At 75.5% G+C, this 17527-nt stretch carries 15 protein-coding genes; 8 read left to right on the forward strand and 7 right to left on the reverse strand.

From position 1 onward, the window contains the following. Nucleotides 1–8: 8 nt before the first annotated feature. Nucleotides 9–1256, reverse strand: a complete 1248-nt coding sequence (locus tag Ae717Ps2_RS22510; RefSeq protein ID WP_075312800.1) for an amidohydrolase — start codon at nt 1254–1256, stop codon at nt 9–11. Nucleotides 1257–1737: 481 nt separating this feature from the next. Here Ae717Ps2_RS22510 and Ae717Ps2_RS22515 point away from each other — a divergent pair, with 481 nt between their 5' ends. The 4 genes from Ae717Ps2_RS22515 to Ae717Ps2_RS22530 are packed head-to-tail and all read left to right on the forward strand — an operon-like array spanning nt 1738 to nt 6332. Continuing rightward, complete coding sequence (locus tag Ae717Ps2_RS22515; protein ID WP_233147662.1) at nt 1738–3414, forward strand: serine/threonine-protein kinase; 1677 nt, start codon at nt 1738–1740, stop codon at nt 3412–3414. Nucleotides 3415–3451: 37 nt separating this feature from the next. Next, entirely contained in the window at nt 3452–4255 is an 804-nt protein-coding gene (locus tag Ae717Ps2_RS22520) for a purine-nucleoside phosphorylase (RefSeq protein ID WP_075310278.1), read from the forward strand. Then, nucleotides 4255–5874, forward strand: a complete 1620-nt coding sequence (locus Ae717Ps2_RS22525) for a phospho-sugar mutase (protein WP_075310276.1) — start codon at nt 4255–4257, stop codon at nt 5872–5874. Before Ae717Ps2_RS22520 ends, Ae717Ps2_RS22525 begins: the two co-directional genes overlap by 1 nt. After that, entirely contained in the window at nt 5871–6332 is a 462-nt protein-coding gene (locus Ae717Ps2_RS22530; protein ID WP_075310274.1) for a flavodoxin family protein, read from the forward strand. The genes Ae717Ps2_RS22525 and Ae717Ps2_RS22530 overlap by 4 nt, the downstream gene beginning before the upstream one ends. 6 nt (nt 6333–6338) lie before the next feature. Here Ae717Ps2_RS22530 and Ae717Ps2_RS22535 read toward each other — a convergent pair whose 3' ends face one another. Further along, nucleotides 6339–7088 carry a GDSL-type esterase/lipase family protein gene (locus Ae717Ps2_RS22535; protein WP_075310272.1) on the reverse strand — a complete coding sequence of 250 codons (750 nt, stop codon included), beginning with the start codon at nt 7086–7088 and terminating at the stop codon, nt 6339–6341. A 7-nt stretch (nt 7089–7095) separates the two neighbouring features. After that, the gene (gene upp / locus Ae717Ps2_RS22540) at nt 7096–7719 is read right to left on the reverse strand and encodes a uracil phosphoribosyltransferase (protein ID WP_020625437.1); all 624 of its coding nucleotides are present in this window, start codon (nt 7717–7719) and stop codon (nt 7096–7098) included. A gap of 523 nt (nt 7720–8242) precedes the next feature. Here upp and Ae717Ps2_RS22545 point away from each other — a divergent pair. Further along, nucleotides 8243–8479 (forward strand): hypothetical protein, encoded by a 237-nt coding sequence (locus Ae717Ps2_RS22545; RefSeq protein WP_010230125.1) that lies wholly within the window; start codon nt 8243–8245, stop codon nt 8477–8479. A gap of 85 nt (nt 8480–8564) precedes the next feature. Then, entirely contained in the window at nt 8565–9827 is a 1263-nt protein-coding gene (locus Ae717Ps2_RS22550) for a primosomal protein (RefSeq protein ID WP_075310270.1), read from the forward strand. On the opposite strand, the gene Ae717Ps2_RS22555 is transcribed toward Ae717Ps2_RS22550, so the two are convergent. Beyond that, nucleotides 9824–10927: an adenosine deaminase gene (locus tag Ae717Ps2_RS22555; RefSeq protein WP_020625439.1), complete on the reverse strand. Its 1104-nt coding sequence runs from the start codon at nt 10925–10927 to the stop codon at nt 9824–9826. The two genes, Ae717Ps2_RS22550 and Ae717Ps2_RS22555, sit on opposite strands and share 4 nt — an antisense overlap. Nucleotides 10928–11113: 186 nt before the next feature. Between Ae717Ps2_RS22555 and Ae717Ps2_RS22560 the strand changes: the two genes are divergently transcribed. Next, a complete protein-coding gene (locus tag Ae717Ps2_RS22560; protein ID WP_075310268.1) occupies nt 11114–12439 on the forward strand; it encodes a hypothetical protein in 1326 nt (441 codons plus the stop codon). Nucleotides 12440–12712: 273 nt separating this feature from the next. Here the strand turns inward: Ae717Ps2_RS22560 and murJ are convergent, their stop codons facing one another. Further along, complete coding sequence (murJ, locus tag Ae717Ps2_RS22565) at nt 12713–14698, reverse strand: murein biosynthesis integral membrane protein MurJ (RefSeq protein WP_075333873.1); 1986 nt, start codon at nt 14696–14698, stop codon at nt 12713–12715. A 247-nt stretch (nt 14699–14945) separates the two neighbouring features. Here murJ and Ae717Ps2_RS22570 point away from each other — a divergent pair, with 247 nt between their 5' ends. Then, nucleotides 14946–15770: an enoyl-CoA hydratase/isomerase family protein gene (locus tag Ae717Ps2_RS22570; RefSeq protein WP_075310264.1), complete on the forward strand. Its 825-nt coding sequence runs from the start codon at nt 14946–14948 to the stop codon at nt 15768–15770. Nucleotides 15771–15828: 58 nt separating this feature from the next. On the opposite strand, the gene Ae717Ps2_RS22575 is transcribed toward Ae717Ps2_RS22570, so the two are convergent. Both Ae717Ps2_RS22575 and Ae717Ps2_RS22580 read right to left on the reverse strand, forming a co-directional pair. After that, entirely contained in the window at nt 15829–17115 is a 1287-nt protein-coding gene (locus Ae717Ps2_RS22575; RefSeq protein ID WP_075333874.1) for a thymidine phosphorylase, read from the reverse strand. Then, nucleotides 17112–17513, reverse strand: coding sequence for a cytidine deaminase (locus tag Ae717Ps2_RS22580; RefSeq protein WP_060714343.1), 402 nt, complete (start codon nt 17511–17513; stop codon nt 17112–17114). Before Ae717Ps2_RS22580 ends, Ae717Ps2_RS22575 begins: the two co-directional genes overlap by 4 nt. Nucleotides 17514–17527: the final 14 nt, after the last annotated feature.

The raw sequence follows: 17527 nt of genomic DNA on the forward strand, positions 1-17527 counted from the left end.
TCAGTGGCTCAGGAGGCCGCCTGTGCCAGCGCGGACAGCGCGGCCTGGACCAGCACCCGCGAGCCGAACGGCAGGGCCCGCTCGTCGAGGTCGAAGGTCGGCTGGTGGATGTCGCGCTGCTTGCCGGTGCCCGACCACACCCCGAGCCGCGCCATGGCGCCCGCGGAGTGCTCCAGGTACCAGGCGAAGTCCTCGCCGCCGGAGGACTGCTCGGTGGAGGCGTCGGCGGCCTCGCCGCCGACGGTCACCGCGGCGTCGCGCAGCATCCCGGTGGACACCTCGTCGTTGACGACCGGCGGGACACCGCGGACGTGGTCGAGCACGTAGCCGACACCGGTGGGGGCGAGCACGGCCGCCACGAGCGCCCGCAGCTTCTCCTCGAGCTCGGTCCAGGTCGCGTGGTCGGCGGTGCGCAGGGTGCCGCGCAGCAGCCCGGACTGCGGGATCGCGTTCGCCGCGTCCCCGGCGTGCACCGCACCCCAGGTCAGGACGGTGCCCGAGCGCGGGTCGACGTGGCGGGTCAGCAGCAGCGGCACCTGGGTGGCCAGCAGCCCGAGCGCCTGCACGAGGTCGGCGGTCAGGTGCGGGCGCGAGGTGTGCCCGCCCGGTGAGGTCAGCCGGACCTCGATGAGGTCACAGGCCGAGGTGATCGGCCCGACCCGGGTGCCGAGCCGCCCGACCTCCAGACGCGGGTCGCAGTGCAGCGCGAAGATCCGCTGCACACCCTCCATCACGCCCTGGCCGACGGCGTCGAGCGCGCCGCCCGGCTGCACCTCCTCGGCCGGCTGGAACACCAGCCGGACCCGGCCGGGCAGCGACGGCGCGGACTGCAGCGCCAGGGCCGCACCCAGCAGCATCGCGGTGTGCGCGTCGTGCCCGCAGGCGTGCATGACACCGGGCACCTCGGAGGCGAACGGGAGACCGGTCTGCTCCTGCAGCGGCAGCGCGTCCATGTCCGCGCGCAGGGCGACCAGCGGCTCGCCGTACCCCACCTCGCAGACGACGCCGGTGCCGTCGGCGAGGGTGCGCGGCTCCAGGCCCGCCCGCACCAGGGTCTCCGCGACCCGCGCGGTCGTGAGGTGCTCGCGACGGGCCAGCTCGGGCTGGGCGTGGATGGCGCGGCGCCAGCCCACGATCTCGCCCTTGTGCGCCCGCATCCACGACTCCAGCCAGGCCGGACCCGTGCCGACGCCGAGATCGTCGACCGCGAGATCGGTGATCTCCGGGAGCTCGGTGCGGGTCTGCAGCGCAGTCACCTTGTCCTCCTCGTACTGGCCTCCGGCCGGAACGGCCCGCCTGCCCGCGGTCGACGCGGACGGCGATCGGTCGTGTCCCACCACTCATGATGGTGCTCACCCGTCCGGCGGTGTTCCAGTCGAAATCGTCCGTTCACGCCTCCGCGCGGCAAGGGGTCGACGGGGTGCTGCCAGCGGGTTCACCTCCCCAGGTGAACGGGCTCGGGCGACCGCTCCTCCCGTCGGCGAACGGGCGTCCTCGCCGTTCACCGGCGGTTCGGGCGCCCGTCACGGGACGCGTGGCCGACGACGACACCGGACCGCGGCCGGAACGCCACCGGACCGTGACCGTCGGCACGCCCGGCCCGCCGTGGCCGCCGTCCGCCGTCCGGACCGGCCGGCGCCGTCACCTACCGTCACTCCTGCGCACCGGCGGTGACGATCACGGCCGGAGGCGGTGTGCGGGGACGGGCCGCGCGGGCACGATGGAACAATCGGCGCCGTGTCCGTTCCCGAGGGCGAGGTCCAGCGCCGACAGTTCGCCGGGCGGTACCGCGTCGACGGTCCGCTCGGGAGCGGCGCGATGGGCACCGTCTGGTCGGGTTTCGACGAGGTCCTGCACCGCCGCGTCGCGCTCAAGGAGCTGAAGATCCCCGACGGCATCCCGGCCGGGGAGAAGCTGGAGCTGCGGGAACGCATCATGCGGGAGGCCCGGGCGCTGGCCGGGCTGTCGCACCCCAACGTCGTGACCGTCTTCGACGTGCTCGACTCCGGCGGCGACGAGCCGCTGGTGGTCATGGAGCTGGTGCCGTCGAAGAACCTGGCCGCGGCGATCACCGAGCTGGGCAGGCTCGACGCCGCGCAGGCCGGCGTCGTCGGGCACGGCACCGCGGCGGCGCTGCGGGCCGCGCACCGGGCCGGGATCACCCACCGCGACGTCAAGCCGGGCAACGTCCTGATCTCCGACGACGGCCGGATCAAGCTCACCGACTTCGGCATCGCCCGCAACGAGTCCGACGCGCCGATGACCTCCGCGGCCCTCGTGCTCGGCTCGCCCGCCTACATCGCCCCCGAGGTCGCCGCGGGCCAGCCGGTCACCCCGGCCGCAGACCTGTGGGGCCTCGGCGCGACGCTCTGGGCCGCCGTCGAGGGCCGCCCGCCCTACGACGTCGACGGCGACCCGGTCCGCACCATCACCGAAGTCGTCGACGGCCCCGTCCCCGTGCCGACGGTCACCGGCCCGGTCGCCGAGGTCATCGCCGGGCTGATGGTCAAGGAGCCCGCCGCCCGCATGCCGCTCGACGAGGTACGGGCCCGGCTGCGCCCGCTGCTCGCCGACCCCGACGACCCGATCTTCCCCGGCTCCCCGGACGTGCCGACCGTCATGGCGCGGGTGCCGGCACCGCCCGGTGGGACCGCGGCCCCGCCGCGGGTGCCCGCACCGGCACCGCCCGGCCCGCTCGGGCCCACCGGGACCGGCACCTACGGCCGCTCCCCGGTCGCCGACCCCGTGCCCGCACCGGCACCGCCGCCCGCGGAGCGCCCGCGTCCGGCCCGGCCGTCGTCGCGGGGGGCCGCGCCCGCCCGGGTCGCGGCGACCGGCCCGACCACCGTGCTCGGTGCCGTCCCGCTGGTGCTCGGCGGCGCGCTGCTCGTGCTGCTCGGCGCACTCGCCGGGTTCACCGGGGTCCGCGCGCTGGCCGGCCAGGAACCGCTGTCGACGGTCACCGTCGCCACCGACCGGTCGCTGCGCACCACCTACCCGGACCCACTCGGCTTCACCGTGCCGGTCCCCGACGGCTGGACGCAGTTCCGCTCACCCACCCCGGACGGGTCGGTCGTCGTCCGCTTCGTCAGCCCGGACGGCCGTCAGGAGCTGTCGGTCCGCGCGGCCACCTCGGTGCAGGCCGTCACCGACGCGCTCACCCCCGAGGCGCTGGGCGTCGACCCGGTCGAGGCCGGGCCGGTCGAGCAGCTGCCCGACGGCTCCAGCCAGGTCGCCCTCACCACCGGCAGCGGCAGCGCGCAGCGCAGCACGCTCATGCGCATCGTCCCCGGCCGCGACCGGCAGGGCGGGGTCTGGGTCCTGCAGCTGACCTCCCCCGCCGGGCGCGCCGAGGACGCCGTCGCGGGCCTGTTCGACGCCGTCGCCTCGGGCTTCCGCGCCACCCCGGGCTGAGCCGGCCACGGCGCCGGCGCCCCCTAGGCTGGCGCCCATGGCCGACACCGCCGACCCCACCGCTCGCGCCCACGACGCCGCCGCCGAGCTCGCCCGCCGCACCGGCACCGACACCCACGACGTGGCGGTGGTCCTGGGCTCCGGCTGGCGCCCGGCCGCCGACGTGCTCGGCACCCCCGACGCCGAGGTCCCGATGGCCGAGCTGCCCGGCTTCGTCGCGCCGTCCGCGGTCGGCCACGGCGGCACCGCCCGCTCGCTGCGCATCGGTGACACCCGGGTGCTGGTCCTGCTCGGGCGCACCCACCTCTACGAGGGCCACGGGATGGACCCGGTCGCGCACGGCGTCCGCACCGCCGCGGCGGCCGGTGTCCGCACGGTCGTGCTGACCAACGCGGCGGGCGGCATCACCGAGGGCCTGTCGGTCGGGCAGCCGGTGCTGATCGCCGACCACCTCAACCTCCTCGCCCGCTCGCCGCTGCAGGGCGCGCACTTCGTCGACCTCACCGACGCCTACTCCCCCCGGCTGCGCGCCGCCGCCCGCGAGCTGGACCCGTCGCTGGTCGAGGGCGTCTACGCCGGGCTGCCCGGCCCGCACTTCGAGACCCCGGCCGAGATCCGGATGCTGCGCACGCTGGGCGCGGACCTGGTCGGCATGTCCACCGTCGCCGAGACGATCGCCGCCCGCGCCGCCGGCCTGGAGGTCGCCGGGATCTCGCTGGTCACCAACCTGGCCGCGGGCCTGTCCGGGCAGCCGCTGAACCACCAGGAGGTCCTCGACGCCGGCGCCGCCGCTGCGACCCGGATGGGCTCGCTGCTGCGCGACCTCGTCGGCCGCGTCTGATGGTGCTCCCGGGACCGCTGCGCGACGCGGCGCTGCGCTGGATCGCCGACGACCCCGACCCGGCCACCCGCACGGAGCTGCAGCGCGTCCTGGCCACCGCGATGGCCGGGGGCGACGGCGCCAGGGAGGCGGTCGACGACCTGGCCGACCGGCTGTCCGGGCCGCTGCGCTTCGGCACCGCCGGGCTGCGCGGGCCGGTGCGGGCCGGGCCGTCGGGGATGAACGTCGCCGTCGTGACCCGGGCGACCGCAGGGCTCGCCGCCCACCTGGCCCGGACCGCGGGCACCGGCCGGGTCGTCGTCGGCCGGGACGCCCGGCACGGGTCCGCCGCGTTCGCCGAGGCCACCGCCCGCGTGCTGACCGGCGCCGGGTTCACCGTGACCCTGCTGGACGGCCCCGTCCCCACCCCGCTGGTGGCGTTCGCGGTGCGGCACCTCGGCGCGGTCGCCGGGATCGCCGTGACCGCCTCGCACAACCCGCCCGCGGACAACGGCTACAAGGTCTACCTCGCCGACGGCGCGCAGCTCGTGGGCCCCGACGACGCCGCCATCGAGGAGGCGATCACCGCCGCACCGCCCGCGGTGTCGGTCCCGCTCGGTCCGCTGCCGGACCCGGCGGAGGTCACCGGCGCCTACCTCGACCGGATCGCGACGCTGCCGGCGAACACCGGGTCGCCCGCGCCGCGGATCGCGCTCACCCCGATGCACGGGGTCGGCGGCGCGACCGCGGTCGCCGCGCTCGCCAGGGCCGGGGTGCACGACGTCGCCGTCGTCGCGAGCCAGGCCGTGCCCGACCCCGACTTCCCGACGGTCGCCTTCCCGAACCCGGAGGAGCCCGGCGCCACCGACGCGCTGCTCGCGCTGGCCGCCGAGAGCGGCGCGGACCTCGCCGTCGCGCTGGACCCGGACGCGGACCGGTGCGCGCTCGGCGTCGCCTTCGGTGACGGCTGGCGGATGCTGTCCGGCGACGAGACCGGCGTGCTGCTCGGCGACCACCTGCTGCGGACCGGGACCACGCCGGACCCGCTGGTCGCGACGACCGTGGTGTCGTCGTCGATGCTCGCCCGCATCGCCCGGGCCCGCGGGGCCCGGTTCGCCGAGACCCTCACCGGCTTCAAGTGGATCGTGCGGGCCGGTGCCGGGCTGGTCTTCGGCTACGAGGAGGCGATCGGGCTCTGCGTCGACCCCGACGGCGTCCGGGACAAGGACGGCATCTCCGCCGCCGTCGTCGCCGCGGACCTGGTGCGCGGGCTCGCCGCGGCCGGGTCGTCGGTGCCACGGCGGCTCGACGAGCTGGCCGCGGAGTTCGGCGTGCACGCCACCCGGGGCGTCTCGATCCGGATGGCCCCCGCCGAGCGCGACGCCGCCGTCGCCCGGCTGCGCGCCGCGCCCCCGGCCGGTTGGGAGGCCGACCGCCCGGCCCCCGACGTGCTGCGGCTGCGCCGCCCCGGGACCCGGGTGGTGATCCGCCCGTCGGGGACCGAGCCGAAGCTCAAGGCCTACCTGGAGGTCGCCCTGGACCCCACCGGCGACGTGGCCGCGGTGCCGGCGTCGCGGGCCGTCGCCGCGGAGCGCCTGGCCGCGGTGCGCGCCGAGGTCGACGGGATGCTCGCCGAATGAGCGCCCGCCTGCTCCTGGTCCACCACACCCCGTCCCCCGCGACCGCGGAGCTGCTCGCCGAGGTCCGCGCGGGAGCGGCCGACCCGGACATCACCGGGGTCGAGGTCGTCGCACGCGCCGCCCTGGCCGCGACGGCGAGCGACCTGCTCGCCGCCGACGCCGTCGTCCTCGGGACGCCGGCGAACATCGGCTACATGTCCGGCGCGCTCAAGCACTTCCTCGACCAGGTCTTCTACGTCTGCGCCGACGACACCCGCGGCCTGCCCTACGGGCTGTGGGTGCACGGCGGCTCGGACACCTCGGGTGCGACCCGCTCGGTGACGACGATCGCCGAGGCGATGGGCTGGACCGCGGCGGCCGTGCCGGTCGAGGTCGCCGGCCCCCCGGACGCCGCCGCCCGGGCCGCGTGCCGCGAGCTGGGCGCCGTCGTGGCCGCGACCGTCATGCCGGAGGACTGACCCCGGTCACCGGCGCCCGGTGGCGGGCCGGACCCCGAGGTGCGCCTCGATCCGGTCGGCCCACATCGACGCGATCGTGCGGTAGGCGTCCGGTCCGGCGTGCAGGCCGTCCGCGGTCCGCCCGGCGGGGAACAGGGCGGCGGTGTCCACGAACTCCACCGAGTGGCCCGCCGCCCGGTGCGCCGCGGCGACGCGGGGCAGGTACTCGGCCAGCCGCGCCCGCTCGGCCCGCTGCTTCGGCAGCGGTGCCCACACCCCGGCCATGATCACGTGGGTGTGCGGTGCGGCCGCGAACACGCGGTCCAGCAACCGGTCCAGGCTCGCCGCCGTCGCCCGTGCGCCGGCCCCCTGCAGCAGGTCGTTGGTGCCGGCGTGCAGCAGCACGACGTCCGGCTGCGCGGCCAGCACCCAGCCACCCGTCATCGGCACCATCCGGGCCGCCGTCCAGCCGGAGCGGCCCTCGTGGTCGGTGTCGGGCAGCGCGTCCGGGCCGGAGCTGCGGGAGCCGACGTAGTCGACGCGGACGCCGTCGGCAGCGAGGCGCTGCCACAGCGGGAGGCGGTAGCCGGCCGTCGCCGGACTCCCCACCCCGACCGTCGACGACGCGCCCAGCGGCATCACCCGCACCACCCCGGGATCGTCGACGGCGGCGGGCACCTCGACGTCCTCCGGCCGGTCCGCCGCGGGCAGCGCGGACAGCGCGACCGCCACCACCGCCGCCACGACCCCGGTGAGGACGCGCCGGGAGGGCCTCACGGCCGGCTCAGACCGCGCCGAACTGGCGGTCCCCGGCGTCGCCGAGGCCGGGGACGATGAACGCGGAGTCGTTGAGCCGTTCGTCGATGCTGGCGGTCACCATCCGGACCGGCAGCCCGGACGCGCGCAGCCGCTCCACCCCCTCCGGCGCGGACAGCGCGCAGAGGATCGTCACGTCGTCGGCGCCGCGGCGGGTCAGGAGCTCCACGGTGTGCACCATCGAACCGCCGGTGGCCAGCATCGGGTCGAGCACGAACACCGGCCGGCCGACGAGGCTGTCGGGGAGCGACTCCATGTAGGGCACCGGCTGGTGGGTCGTCTCGTCGCGGGCCATGCCGACGAAGCCCATCTGCGAGTCCGGGATCAGGTTCAGCGCGGCCTCGGCCATCCCCAGCCCGGCCCGCAGCACCGGGACCAGCACCGGCGGGACGGCGAGCCGGTGGCCGACCGTCCGCGAGACCGGGGTGTGGATCCGGTCCTCGGTGAGCGGCGCCGCGCGGGTGGCCTCGTAGACCAGCATCAGGGTGAGCTCGCGCAACGCCGCCCGGAAGGTGGCGTTGTCGGTGCGGGCGTCCCGCATGGTGCTGAGCCGGGCCCGCACGAGCGGGTGGTCGACGACGATCGTGTCCACGGGCGCACAGCCTACGGCGGTCCGGCCCCCGGGAGATCCCCCGTGCGGAGGCGCCCGGCCCACCGATCCGGTGCCGTCACCCGCTGCGGGCGGACCCCGCCCGCCGGGACGCGCCGCGCATCCTGCGACGATGCCGTCCCGTGACCGGAAGGACACCGGGACGTCATCCACGAACGTTGACACTGGTTCGTGTCACGGTTCACGAAGCGTGAGAAGCAGCCGCTCACCGACGAGTGACGCCAGAACCGGCCGGATGCACCCTCTCGTCCTGCCGGGTGAGGCCGGGGACACCCTCGCAGACCTTGCGTGACAGCCGATCTCCGCACCGACCCGTGATCACCAACGGTGTCCGGCCGAGCACGTCTCGTTCCCCGGATCGCGTGACCGACCGCGAGGAGTGCCACGATCAGCACACGCGGTCGCCGATCTCGCGATTCACCTGACCCGAACGGGTGGTATGGCCGAAACGGTGTCACATCGAGGGCACCGCCGACGCTGTACTAGACAACAAGGAGGTGATCCGATGCCGGAGAACACGACTTCCGAGGAGCAGACGTTGATCGCTGCTGCCGAGAAGCTCACGCAGTGCGACGGATACGTCGTTCTGGCGGTGGACCCGCAGACCGGGGAGGTGGACGCACACGGCCCGTTCGACGGGATGACGGCGACCATCAAGGCCGATCAGCTGCGCCGCGACTTCGACCGGGGTGGACTCGAGGACGTGTCCATCGGAGTGGTCCGACTGCACTCCCAGGCCTGACCCCGCAGGACCGTGATCCGCCGGGCCGGCGACACCCGAGGTGGTGGGACCGGCCGGCGGAAGGACGCGACGATAGGCTCGCCCCGTGGCAAGCGACATCGTCCCGATCCGGCTCGCTCTCACCCGGGGCGACGTGGTCACCCTGTGGGCTCCCCCCTGGCGCGAGGACGGCGAGGAGTGGGAAGCCTTCCTCGGCGACGACGAGCACGTGTTCGTCTTCGACGAGGTGGCCGGTCTCGCCGCGTTCGTCCGGACCGCGCCCGAGCACGACCTGGTCGACCACCCCGCGTGGTCCGCGGTCCCCGGTCTCGCGGTCGCCGAGCTGACCCCCGACGCCGTGCACCGGTACGACCTGGTGGGTCTGCCGGAGCTGGCCGCCGCCGACCCCGACGCGGCGACCGTGCAGGAGCTGCACGAGACCGTCTCGATCGTCCGGTCGCTGGCCGACGTCTGCGACCTCACCGACGTGATCGCCGCGCTCGACGGCGAGCCCACGTTCGCGCTGCTGCGCGAGGGCGAGCAGGCCTTCGCCGGGCGTGACGGGGCCCGGCGCTGGACCGCGCTGTCCGAGGCGATCGCGACGCACTGGGACGGGATCGTGGACGCCGTCGACGACCTCGTCGCCACTCCGGAGATCGACGCCGGCGCGCTGGACAAGGCGCGGGCCGAGGAGCAGGAGCTCCGCGACCGCCTCGCCGAGCAGCCCCTCGACGACGACGAGGCCCTCGAGGCCGCCGCGCTCGCCGCGGGCACCGACGACGCCGACGCCGCCGAGGACGAGCCGACCGGCTTCTGGGCCGAGGTCGGCATCGACCCGATCCGCATCGAGATCGGCGACCGCTCCGTGGTCAGCCTGCGCTGCTACCTCGACGACAAGCCGGTCTTCCTCGGCTCCGACGGCCGGATCGACGTGTTCGACTCCGAGCGCGCGCTGTTCCGGGCGCTGGCCGACCGGGAGCACCCCGCCGTCACCGGGACCGACCTGACCGCGGCCGTCACCTTCGCCGAGGTGCTCGACGCGGCCGCCGTCGGCGAGCTCGACGGCGGCGTCGAGGACATGAACACCTACGTGCTGACCGGGATCGGCCAGGACCTCGCCGACGGCGTGCTCGACCTCGACCCGGTCCAGCTCGACCTGGCCACGGAGCTGCTGACCGACGTCGGCGAGTGGGCCGGGGACCCCGAGCCCGCCGAGGCCCTCGCCGAGTCCAGCAGCCTCGGCTGGCTCGTGTCGTTCGTCGTGCGGCCGGACCCGACCCGGATGGCACCCAGCCCGCCGTTCACCCAGGAGGCGCAGGCCTGGGGCGAGCTCGTCGCCGGGCTCGAGGCCCGGCTGCGGGAGCACTAACGGGACAGGGCGTCGTACCCGGGCTTGATGACGTCCTCGATCAGCGCCAGCCGCTCGTCGAAGCCGATGAACGCCGACTTCATCGCGTTGACGGTGAACCAGCGCAGGGTGTCCCAGCCGTAGCCGAAGGTCTCGGCCAGGTCGTACATCTCGCTGGTCATCGTGCAGCCCGACATCAGCCGGTTGTCGGTGTTGACCGTGACCCGGAACCGCAGCGCGGTGAGCAGCCCGATCGGGTGCTCGGCCAGCGACGTCGCGGCCCCGGTGTGGACGTTCGACGTCGGGCACATCTCCAGCGGGATCCGGCTGTCGCGGACCCAGGCGGCCAGCCGGCCCAGGCGCGGCGGCTCGCCCTCGCGGACCTCGATGTCGTCGACGATCCGCACGCCGTGGCCGAGGCGGTCGGCGCCGCACCACTGGATCGCCTCCCAGATCGACGGCAGCCCGAACGCCTCACCGGCGTGGATGGTCACGTGCGCGTTCTGCTGGCGGACGTACTCGAAGGCGTCGAGATGGCGGGTGGGTGGGAAGCCCTTCTCGGCGCCGGCGATGTCGAAGCCGACGACGCCGGCGTCGCGGTGCCGAACCGCCAGCTCCGCGATCTCCCGCGACCGCGCGGCGTGCCGCATCGCGGTGAGCAGGGTGCCGATCCGGATGGTGTTGCCGGCCGCCGCGGCGCGGGCGGTGCCGATCCGGAACCCGTCGAGGACGGCGGCGATGACGGTGTCGAGGTCCAGGCCGCCCTCGACGTGCAGCTCGGGGGCGAAGCGGACCTCGGCGTAGACGACGCCGTCGGCGGCCAGGTCCTCGGCGGCCTCGGCCGCCACCCGGGTCAGTGCCTCGCGGGTCTGGAGCACCGCGACGGTGTGCCCGAAGGTCTCGAGGTAGCGGACCAGCGAGCCGGAGTGGGCGGCGCCGAGGAACCAGGCCGCGAGCTCGCCGGGGTCGGTGGTGGGGAGCTTGTCGTAGCCGTACTCGCGGGCCAGGTCGATGACGGTCCCGACGCGCAGGCCGCCGTCGAGATGGTCGTGCAGGAGCACCTTGGGAGCGCGGCGGACGGTGTCGGGGGTGACCGGGGCGGGACCGGTGGGATCTGCCACTCGCGCACCGTACCGAGCGGCGTGGCGCGCGACGACCGGCGCCCGGACCTGCCATGATCGGCACTCGATCCGGGCGCGGAGACATGCCCCGAACGGCTCAACACAACACCGTCCGTCGACCCTCGTCCGGCGGTCGCTACCCTCTGGGCACTCCCCACTTGGCTCAGAGGAAGCGCAGCAGGTGCCATGAGCGACACTTCGAACCTCTCGTTCGACCGGATGCGCGGCATGCTCATGCGGGCGGCCGAGATCCGTGACAGCGAACAGCAGCAGATCTTCGACTCCCTCGACGAGATCCACGCCCGGCTGGCGGCCCTGGACGCCATCGGCACCGTGCGCAAGAAACTCACCGAGCTCCCCGACCGGACCGAGCTGAACGTCCTGGCCGAGCGCCTCGACGAGACGGTCTCCAAGCTCGACAACACCGAGATCGTGCTCGGCGCGATCACCCGGGCCATCGAGTCCCTGCCGGACAAGCTGGCCAAGCCGATCGCCCAGCTCGACGGGCGGCTGGACGGCATGGGTGGGCGCCTCGAGGGCGTCTCGGGCCGGATGGACGGCCTGGACGACCGCCTGGGCGGCCTGCACAAGCGCCTCGACGACCTCGACAACCGGCTCGACCGGCACGAGATGCGGCTCGACGCGATGCCCAACGCCGTCGCCTCCCCGATCAAGGAGCGCATCGACGGCGTCGAGCGTCAGGTGCGCGAGCAGCTCGACGCGGCCGTGCACTCCTTCGAGGAGACCGGCGAGGGCCTGCGCAACCTGCTGGGCGACACCTCGGTGGGCCTGCACCGCCGCCTGGAGGACCTGGCCCAGCGCCCGGCCGTCGACCCGACCCCCGCGTTCGACGCCCTCACCGAGCGGCTGGAGGCCCTCTCCGCCCGTCTGGAGGAGGTCGGCACGCGGCTCGACTCGGTCGAGTCCGGGCTGGACGGCAAGCTGACCGACCTGGACGGGTCGGTCAAGGAGCGGGTCGGCAAGCTCGGCGGGTCCCTCAAGGACCGCCTGGGCGAGCTCGACGGCTCGGTCACCGAGCGGCTGACGTCGCTGTCGGAGGCCGTGGACGGCCGGTTCGACGCGCTCGGCGAGAGCGTCGACGGGAAGCTCGACAAGCTCACCGGCGACGTCGACACCCGCCTCGACAAGCTGACCGGGGAGGTCGACACCCGCCTGGAGAAGCTGACGGGCGACGTCTCCACGCTCTCCGCCGGCGTCGACGACCGGCTGGCCGGCATCGACACGGTGCTGCGCGACCGGCCGGACACCGGCGCGGTCACCGACCTGGTCACCAAGGCCAACGCCGAGTCCGAGCGCCGCAACGCCAGCCAGCTCGACGAGGCCATGGCGACCTTCGCGGAGCTGATCATGGGCCGGGGTGGGCAGTACGCCCAGCAGGCCCCGCCGCCCCCGCCCCGCCCGGCCCAGCGCCGTGGGCGAGCGAAGGTCGCGGTGAAGAGCCAGAACGGTGCCTCCGCCGCCGACCTGGTCGGCGACGACCCGGACGACTGAGCCCGCGCGCCGTCCGCGCGCACGACGACCACGGCGACGCCGCGTCCCGCTCCGGGGCGCGGCGTCGCCGCGTCCGGCCCCGGCATCCCCGCCGGGCTCTTCTCTGTCCCCCGGCCTGGATCTCGGCCCCGCCCGGCACCCGGCCCCGCGCCACGGCCGTAGGCGCACCGGAGGGACGCGGCGGGGGACGTACTGGAGAGGACGCGCCGGGGACATGCCCGGGACACGCGCGCCGGGGACGAGGGCGCGCCGGGGAACGGGTGCCGCCCCGGGTCAGCGGCGGGCGAAGCGCCGGAAGACGGCGTCGAGTTCCCGGACCCTCAGCACCCGCATCGCGACCACGGCCAGGGGCAGGGCGATCAGCGTGCCCCCGACCAGCAGCGTCCAGGCCCGGGCGACGTCCGGCCAGTCCGCGAGCGCCGGGTCCACGAGCCGGGTGATCCCCCAGGCGACGACGGCCGCGGCGGCCGAGGCGAGGGCCACCCTCGCCAGGCAGGCCAGCACCTCACCGGAGCGGGCCCGGCCGAGGCGACGACGCAGCAGCCACTGCCCGAGCGCGGCACCGCCGACGAACGAGAGCCCGTTCGCCGCGGCGAGGCCGAGCACGACCTGCTCCGGCGGGAGCAGCAGCGGGCACGCCAGCAGCAGCGGGATCTTGACCCCGACCATGCCGACCTGGATCAGGGTCGGGGTGCGGGAGTCGGTCATCGCGTAGAACACGCGCATCTGCAGCATGGTGACCGCGTAGGGCAGGAGCCCGAACGCCGACCATGCGACGGCCTGGCCGAGGCGTTCCGCCCCGGCCCCGCTGCCCGCGCCGACGGAGAACAGCGCGGTGCCCAGGGCCGGGCCGAACGCCGTCATGACGGCCGCGATCGGCACGAGCCCGACGGTGGACAGGCGGGCGCCGAGCGAGAGATCGGTGACGACCTGGTCGACGTCGCCCTTCGCCGCGGCCCGGCTCATCCGCGGCATGAGCGCGGTCAGCAGCGACACGCCGAGCACGCCGTAGGGGACCTGGAGCAGCAGCCACGCGTTCATGTAGGTCGCGACCGACCCCTCGGACGCCGAGGCGGCGACCCGGGTGGTCACGATGTAGCCGGCCTGCCCGACCAGCACGTAGGCGACGATCCACAGGGCCATCCCGCCGGCCAGCGACAACCGCGGGTCCCAGCCCCACACCGGGCGGTAGCGGAACCCGATGCTGCGCATGAAGGGGATCAGGACCAGCGCCTGCACGACGATGCCGAGCGTCGTCCCGATGCCCAGCACCAGCAGCTTCGGGTCGCCCATCCGGACCGGGTCGACCGAGATCTCCCCCGGCACGAGGACGTAGACCACGAGCACGCCCAGCATGACGACGTTGTTGAGCACCGGCGCCCAGGCGAACGGCCCGAACACCTGCTTCGAGTTGAGGACCGCGCCGAGCAGCGCACCGATGCCGTAGAAGAAGATCTGCGGCAACAGCAACCAGGCGAACGCCGTGGCCAGCGCCGGGTTGGCCTGCCCGTTGTCCCCCGAACCGAGGTAGAGCCTGGTCAGCAGCGGGGCGGCGGCCATCGCGATCAGGGTCGCGACCAGCAACGCCGCCCCGACGACGGTCAGCAGCCGCCGGGTGAACCGTTCGCCGCCGTCGGCGTCCTCGGACTGGGCGCGGACCAGCACCGGGATCATCACGCTGGTCAGGACCCCGCCGAGCAGCAGCTCGTAGACGATGTTCGGCAGCGTGTTCGAGATCGTGTAGGAGTCGTTGACGACCGCGAAGCCCAACACCGCGACCAGCGCGAGGTTCCGGACGAAGCCGGTGATCCTGCTGACCAGGCTCGCGATCGCGATCATGCCGGAGGAGCGGACGAGCGACCCGGTGCGCTCCGTCCCGCCGGACGGCGTCGAGGCGGCGGAGCCGTCCGCGGATGTCCCCGGGACCGGTGCCCCGCCCCCGGGGGCGTCCCCGGTCGACGCGGTGCCGTTCGACGACGTTCCCGGGCCCACGGCGGCGCCGTTCAGGGGCGCCGGGGGCCGGCCACCCGTCGGTCCGGCAGGAGAGCTCGGGTCGGCGACCGGTCCCAGTGGGGTCGTCGGCTCCCCCGGGTCGGGGACCCGGCCGGATCCGAGCGGACGGGTCACCTCGGCGGCGCCCTCGGGAGGCGTCCGCGGGGTCCGTCGGGGGTCCGCGCCCATCACCGGTCGGGGCAGCGGCTCGTGCCGTACCACCGCGGGGTGGGGCGCCCGCTCCGCCGCTCGTCGGTCCTCACGCATCGTGGTCCATCGTGCCGGATCGGAATCGTCGTGCCGACGCCCGCCCGGTCCCGTGCCGTCCTGCGCCGTCCTGTGCCGTCCCGTCCTGGGCCGTCGTGTGCCGTCGTGTGCCGTCCTGGGCCGTCACCCACCGGTGGGCGCACCCGCCCGGCGGCACGGCGCAGCCGCGGGCGTGTCGCGGCCCACGCGAGGCGGCCGGAGGCGGGCCGGGGCCGCACCGTGCGTCGCCGCGACGCAGGATGGCCCGGTGACCACTCCCGCACCCGCCGCCCCCGTCCGTGTCGAGCGCGACGGCGACGTCGCCGTCGTCCTCGACCGTCCGCCGCTCAACCTCTTCGACGAGTCCGTCTTCGCCGGGTTCGAGCGGGCCGTGGCCGAGCTGGTCGCGCTGACCGCGCCCGGCCGCGCCGACCGCGCCCGCGCCGTGCTCCTGGAGGCCCGCGGCCGCGTGGTGTCGGCCGGGGTGCAGGTGGAGACGTTCCGCGACATCGCCGAGGGCCCCGACCCGGTCGGGGAGGGCACCGCGCTGTGGGCCCGGCTGATCCGGCTCGCCCAGACCCTGGAGGACCTGCCCGTACCGACGGTGTTCGCCGCGCACGGCCTGACCCTGACCGCCGCCTTCGAGCTGGCCCTGGCCTGCGACCTGATCGTCGCCGCCGAGCAGGCGTCGTTCGGGCTGGTCGAGATCGTCGTCGGGCTCACGCCCTCGATGGGCGGCCCGCAGCGGCTCGCCGAGCGCGCCGGCCCCACCCGGGCGAAGGAGCTGGTGTTCGGCGGTGAGCGGTATCCGGCCGCTCGGCTGGAGCAGTGGGGCGTGGTCAACCGGGTGCTGCCCGACGAGGGGTTCGCCGAGGCCGCCCGGGAGTACGCGCGTCGTCTCGCCGCGGGCCCGACGGTCGCGCACGCCGCCACCAAGCAGCTCGTGTCGACCGCGGTGCGCGACGGCGTCCGCGCCGCCGACGCGGTACTGCCCCAGGTCTCCGGGCCGCTGTTCGCGAGCGAGGACCTGCGCGGTGCGGTGGCCTCGTTCCTCGCCGACGGTCCCGGACGGGCGACCTACCGGGGTCGGTGACGCCCGCCCGGGAGACCCGGCCGCCGTCCGGGGACCGCACGACGCCCGGCCGGGCGGGTCAGCCGCCCCGGCGGACGTCCAGCACCAGGTCCCGCTCCGGCGGCGGGTCCGCGGTGATCAGCAGCGCCGCGCCGGCGAGCAGCCGCCGGGCCGCCGGGAGCCGGTCGGCGTCGTCGGTGTGCAGCTCGGCCAGCGGTGTCCCGGCGCGGACCTCGTCGCCGGGGCCGACCAGCAGCCGGACCCCGGCCCCGGCCTGCACCGGGTCCTCCTTGCGGGCGCGCCCGGCCCCGAGCTTCCAGGCCGCGGTGCCCACGGCGAGCGCGTCGGCACCGGTGAAGGTGCCGGACCGCTCGGCGACGACCGTCTCGACGTGCGCGGCCACCGGCAGCGGCGCGGACGGGTCACCGCCCTGCGCGGCGATCATCCGCTCCCACACGTCGTGGGCGGCGCCCGAGGCGAGCACCGCGGCCGGGTCCGCGTCGGGCAGACCGGCGAGGGCGAGCATCTCGGTGGCCAGCGCGACGGTGAGCGACACGAGGTCGGCGGGCCCCCCGCCACGCAGCACCTCGACCGACTCGGCGACCTCCAGGGCGTTGCCCACGCAGCGGCCCAGCGGGCGGGACATGTCGGTGAGCAGCGCGGTGGTCGGCAGGCCGTGGGCGGCGCCGATCGCGGTCATCGTGTCGGCGAGCTCCCCGGCGCGCGGCAGGGTCTTCATGAACGCCCCGGACCCGACCTTCACGTCGAGGACCAGCCCGCCGGTGCCCTCGGCGAGCTTCTTGCTCATGATCGAGCTGGCGATCAGCGGGACGGACTCGACGGTGCCGGTGACGTCGCGCAGCGCGTAGAGCCGCCGGTCGGCGGGGGCGAGCGTCGGCGTCGTCGCGCAGACGACCGCGCCGACCTCGCGGAGCTGCTCGGCGATCTCGTCGGTGGTCAGCGACGCGCGCCAGCCGGGGATGGCCTCCAGCTTGTCCAGGGTGCCGCCGGTGTGGCCGAGCCCGCGCCCGGACAGCTGCGGCACCGCGGCCCCGCAGGCCGCGACGAGCGGCGCCAGCGGCAGCGTGATCTTGTCGCCGACGCCACCGGTGGAGTGCTTGTCGACCAGCGGGCGTCCGACGTCGCCGAAGTCGAGGACCTCACCGGAGTCGATCATCGCCTGGGTCCAGTGCGCGATCTCGCCGGGCTCCATGCCGTTGAGCAGGATCGCCATGGCCAGCGCGGCCATCTGCTCGTCGGCGACCTCACCGCGGGTGTAGGCGTCGACCACCCAGTCGATCTGGGCCTTCGACAGCGTGCGGCAGTCGCGCTTGGCGGCGATGACCTCGACCGCGGAGAAGCTCACGGCAGGTCCTCCGGGCCGAACGCGTCGGGCAGCACCTCGGTGAACGGCAGCACCCCGCGCGGGGTGTCGCAGAGCAGGGTGGCGCCGCCGAACTCGTGGAGCACCTGGCGGCAGCGGCCGCAGGGCATGAGCAGGTCGCCGTCGCCGGAGCGGCAGGCGACCGCGAGCAGCCGCCCGCCGCCGGACAGGCGCAGCTGCCCGGCGAGGGTCACCTCGGCGCAGACGCCGAGGCCGTAGGAGGCGTTCTCGACGTTGCAGCCGGTGACGACCCGCCCGTCGTCGACGAGCGCGGCCGCGCCGACGTGCAGCCGGGAGTAGGGCGCGTAGGCCCAGGCCGCGGCCTGCACCGCGGCGGCCCGCAGGGCGTCCCAGTCCGGGACGGGCGCGTCGGGCCGCATCATGTCCGCGCCCG

Source organism: Pseudonocardia sp. Ae717_Ps2, from assembly GCF_001932475.1.
Taxonomy (GTDB): domain Bacteria; phylum Actinomycetota; class Actinomycetes; order Mycobacteriales; family Pseudonocardiaceae; genus Pseudonocardia.